Origin of the sequence: Saccharothrix sp. ST-888, assembly GCF_000955975.1 — a bacterium.
Classification (GTDB): domain Bacteria; phylum Actinomycetota; class Actinomycetes; order Streptomycetales; family Streptomycetaceae; genus Kitasatospora.
This window is the reverse complement of sequence record NZ_JYJF01000214.1, coordinates 1-4202: the sequence shown is the minus strand read 5'-3', so window position 1 is coordinate 4202 and position 4202 is coordinate 1. Positions and strand designations below refer to the sequence as shown.

The window sequence follows — 4202 nt, the reverse complement described above, 5'->3', positions numbered from 1 at the left end:
GATGCCCATCACCGCCTGCGCGGTGACCGACTTGCCCGAGCCGGACTCCCCCAGCACCGCCAGCGTCTCCCCCGCCCGCACGCTGTAACTGACCCCGTTCACCGCCTTGGCCACACCGTCCCGGGTACGGAACTCCACCTGGAGATCCCGCACTTGCAGCAGTGGCGCGTCCTGCTCGCCGGACCGCGCGCCCCGGGGTTCGCTCTGCCGGCTGCTCACGCTGGTAGTCATCGTTCGCCCTCCTCAACGCAGCTTGGGGTCGAGAGCGTCGCGGACCGCGTCGCCGAGCATGATGAACGCCAGCACGGTGATGCTGAGCGCCCCGGCGGGGTAGAGCAGCATGTGCGGGGCGTTCCGGAAGGAGTCCGAGGCCGAGGAGATGTCGATGCCCCAGGAGACGGTCGGCGGCTTGAGCCCCACGCCGAGGAAGCTCAGGGTGGCCTCCAGGGCGATGTAGGTGCCGAGCGCGATGGTGGCCACCACGATGATCGGGGCCACGGCGTTGGGCAGGATGTGCCGCAGCATCATCCGTCCGCTGCCGGCGCCGAGCGCCTCGGCGGCGGTGACGTAGTCCTGCTGCTTGACGGTGATCACCGAGCCCCGGGAGATCCGGGCGATCTGCGGCCAGCCGAGCACCACGATGAAGGCCACCACGATCCAGATCGACTGGCTGGGCACCACCGAGAGGAAGACCAGGCCGCCGAGCAGGATCGGGATGCCGAAGAAGACGTCGGCGAGCCGTGAGACCACCGAGTCGAACCAGCCGCCGAAGAACCCGGCCAGCCCACCCATCAGCGTGCCGAGCAGGGCCGCCCCGGCGGTGGCGCAGACGCCGACGGTGATCGAGGCACGGGCGCCGTACACGGTCCTGGCGTAGACGTCGCAGCCCTGGTTGTCGAAGCCGAAGGGGTGCCCGGAGGAGGCGCTCTGCTGGGACCGGGACAGGTCGCACTTGAGCGGGTCGGTCGAGGTCAGCAGGCCGGGCCAGATCGCCATCACGACCAGGAAGAGGATCAGCAGCCCGGAGATGATGAAGATCGGATTGCGGCGCAGGTCCCGCCAGGCGTCCTGCCAGAGGCTGCGGGCCTCGACCCGTTCGTCGGCGCCGGGGACCGCGGGCCGGTCCAGGAGCCGTTCGTTCTTCAGGACCGACTGCGCCGCCATGGTGCCGAGGTCGAAGGTCCGGTTCTCGACCGCGCTCTGGATCTCCAGCTCCTCGGTACCGGCCTCGGCCAGCGGGTCGGCCTCGTTGTACCTCTCCTGGTCAGGCATAACGGATCCTCGGGTCCAGGACCGCGTAGAGCAGGTCGACGAGCAGGTTGGCCGCCAGATAGATGATCACCAGGATGGTCACGAAGCCGACCACCGTGTTGGTGTTCTGGCGGACGATGCCCTGGTACAGGTAGTAGCCGACGCCGTGGATGTTGAAGATCCGCTCGGTCACCAGCGCCCCGCCCATCAGGGCACCCAGGTCGGTGCCGAGGAAGGTGACCACCGGGATCAGCGAGTTGCGCAGCAGGTGGTTGACCACGACCCGGTGGCGCGGCAGCCCCTTGGCGACGGCGGTACGGACGTAGTCGGCGCGGGCGTTCTCGACGACGGTGGTCCGGGTGAGCCGGGCGACGTACGCGAGCGAGACCGAGGCCAGCACGACACCCGGCAGGATCAGCCGGCCCAGGGTCACCTGGTCGCCGACGGTCGCGGGTGCCACCCCCCACTTCACGCCGAACAGGTACTGGAGCACATAGCCGGTGACGAAGGTCGGGATGGAGATCACCACCAGGGTCAGGACCAGGACGCCGTTGTCCGCGAAGGCGCCCCGGCGCAGACCGCTCAGCAGCCCCAGGCCGATCCCGAAGACGACCTCGATCGAGAAGGCCACCGCGGTCAGTCTCAGCGTGGTGGGGAACGCGGTGGCCAGCAGTGAGGTGACGGACTGGCCGCTGAAGGTGGTCCCGAAGTCCCACTGGAACAACTTGCCCATGTACTTGACGTACTGCAGCCAGAGCGGGTCGTTCAGGTTGTACTGCTCGCGGATCTGCTGCGCGACGGCCGGGTCCGGCGCCCGGTCGCCGAAGAGCGCGTTCACCGGGTCGCCCAGGGCGTGGACCATGACGAAGATCAGGAAGGTGGTCCCGATGAAGACCGGGATCATCTGGAGCAGACGTCTGATGACGTAGCGGCCCATACGAACCTCCAGTCGGCCGCCGATACGGCGGCGGCCGGGTCCACCGCATCGGTGAACCGGCCGCCGTCACCGGCTACTTGACGGTGATCTCGGAGTAGACCGGGACGCTGAAGGGGTTCAGCATCACGTTGGAGACGCGGGACGACCAGCCCACTGTGCCGTTCTGGTACCAGAGCGGGATCGCCGGCAGATCGGTGACCAGCGTCCGCTCCGCGTTCTGGTACTCGCCGACCGCCTTCGCCGGGTCCGCCTCGCCGTTCGCCTGGCTGACCTTGTCGTCGAACGCCTTGTTGGCGTAGCCGGAGTCGTTGGAGGAGGCGCCGGTCACGTAGACCGGCTGCAGGAAGTCCTGGATCAGCGGGTAGTCCATCTGCCATCCGGTCCGGAACGCACCGGTCATCTGCTTGCTGTGCACCTGGTTGCGGAAGTCCGCGAAGGTGCCGACCGGGCGGCCGACGCACGCCTTGGTGTCGCCCAGCGCGTTGTTGATGCTGTTGCAGACCGCGTCGACCCAGTCCTTGTGCGGCCCGTCGGCGTTGTAGCTGATGGTCAGCTGGCCACCGGGGATCCCGCCGCCCTGCTCGATCAGCTGCTTGGCCTTGGCCGCGTTCAGCTTGCAGGTGTCACCGCAGAGCCCCGCCTGGTAGCCGCCGGAGCTGCCGAGCACGGGCGAGGTGAAGTCGGTCGCGGGGGTGCGGGTGTTGTTGAAGACGACCCTGCTGATGGTGTCCCGGTCGATCGCCATCGAGATGCCCTGGCGGACCAGCTTGGCGCCCTCGGTGCTCCAGTTCGACTGGTAGAGCGGGAAGGAGATGGTCTGGATGATGCCGGCGGGCTGGTTGAGGAACCGTCCGTCGAGATCGGACTGGATGGTCTTCAGCGCGCTGTTCGGCAGACCGTTGTCGATGTCCAGGTTCCCGGCCTGCAGGTCCGCGTAGGCGGCGTTGGTGTCGGTGTAGACCTTGAGATCGATACCGCTGTTCTTCGGCTTGTTGCTGCCCGCGTAGTCCGGGTTCGGCCGCAGCTGCATCCGCTGGCTCTTGGTCCACGAGGTGATCGTGTAGGGCCCGTTGCCAACGGGCTTGTCGAGGAAGGCCGCGTGGTTGGTGAAGAAGCTCTTCGGGAGCGGGTAGTACGCGGCGTAGCCGAGGGTCTGCGGCCAGGTGGAGAACTTCTGGCTCAGCGCGACGGTGAAGGTGGTGTCGTCCACGACCTTCAGGCCCGACATGGTCTGGGCCGTGGGACTTCCGGAGGGGGGTGCCACCTCGCTGTAGCCCTGGATGTACTGGAAGAAGCTGGATCCCACCTGCTTGTCGGTGGAGAGCGCGCCGTAGTTCCAGGCGTCCACGAAGGAGGACGCGGTGACGGGTGTGCCGTCACTGAACTTCCAGCCCGGCTTGAGCTTGACGGTCCAGTTCTGCTGGTCGGTGGAGGAGATCGAGTCCGCCATCGCGTTGCCGGCCTTGCTGGTCTTGGGGTCGTACGCCACCAGGCCGGTGAAGATCATGTCGAGGACCGCGCCACCGTTGACCTCGTTGGTGTTCGCCGGTTCGAGCGGGTTCTGCGGGTCGCCCCACCAGGCCGTGACGATTCCGCTGCTGCTTCCGCCGCCCCCACCCCCGCCTCCGCCTCCACCACCGCCCGAGCTGCTGCTGCACCCGGTGGCCACCAAGGCAACCGACGTCGCGGCGATCACGGCCAAGCGCACTCGGGCGACCGTAGGCATGAATGTCCTCCTCTGGGTGTGTGACGATCACACCCCATGAGAAGCGCGTGGTCCTGGCGGCGCGACCGAGGTACCTCCGGATGGGCCACCCCTCGGTGGTCCCGAACACCGCGAGGCCCGGCCCGCACGGATGTGCGGACCGGGCCTCGAAAGGTAATGCTCGGTCAGGCAGCGCTCTGCTCGACCTCGCGCACCGCGGCGAAGTGGCAGGCCGACTCGTGGGCGGCCCGGCCCTCCAGCGAGGGCACCGCGAGCAGCGGCACCTCGGTCGAGCACCGCTCCTCCGCC

4 protein-coding genes are annotated in these 4202 nt (G+C 68.1%); all 4 read right to left on the bottom strand.

Annotated elements, in window-relative coordinates; all coding sequences use genetic code 11:
* The coding region (locus tag UK12_RS32015; protein WP_045306723.1) for an ATP-binding cassette domain-containing protein at positions 1-231 on the bottom strand (231 nt) is incomplete at its 3' end.
* 12 nt (positions 232-243) lie between these two features.
* Entirely contained in the window at positions 244-1272 is a 1029-nt protein-coding gene (locus UK12_RS32010; RefSeq protein ID WP_082120127.1) for an ABC transporter permease, read from the bottom strand.
* Positions 1265-2188 carry an ABC transporter permease gene (locus tag UK12_RS32005; RefSeq protein WP_045306722.1) on the bottom strand — a complete coding sequence of 308 codons (924 nt, stop codon included), beginning with the start codon at positions 2186-2188 and terminating at the stop codon, positions 1265-1267. Before UK12_RS32005 ends, UK12_RS32010 begins: the two co-directional genes overlap by 8 nt.
* Before the next feature lie 73 nt (positions 2189-2261).
* A complete protein-coding gene (locus UK12_RS32000; protein ID WP_045306721.1) occupies positions 2262-3914 on the bottom strand; it encodes a peptide ABC transporter substrate-binding protein in 1653 nt (550 codons plus the stop codon).
* Positions 3915-4202: the final 288 nt, after the last annotated feature.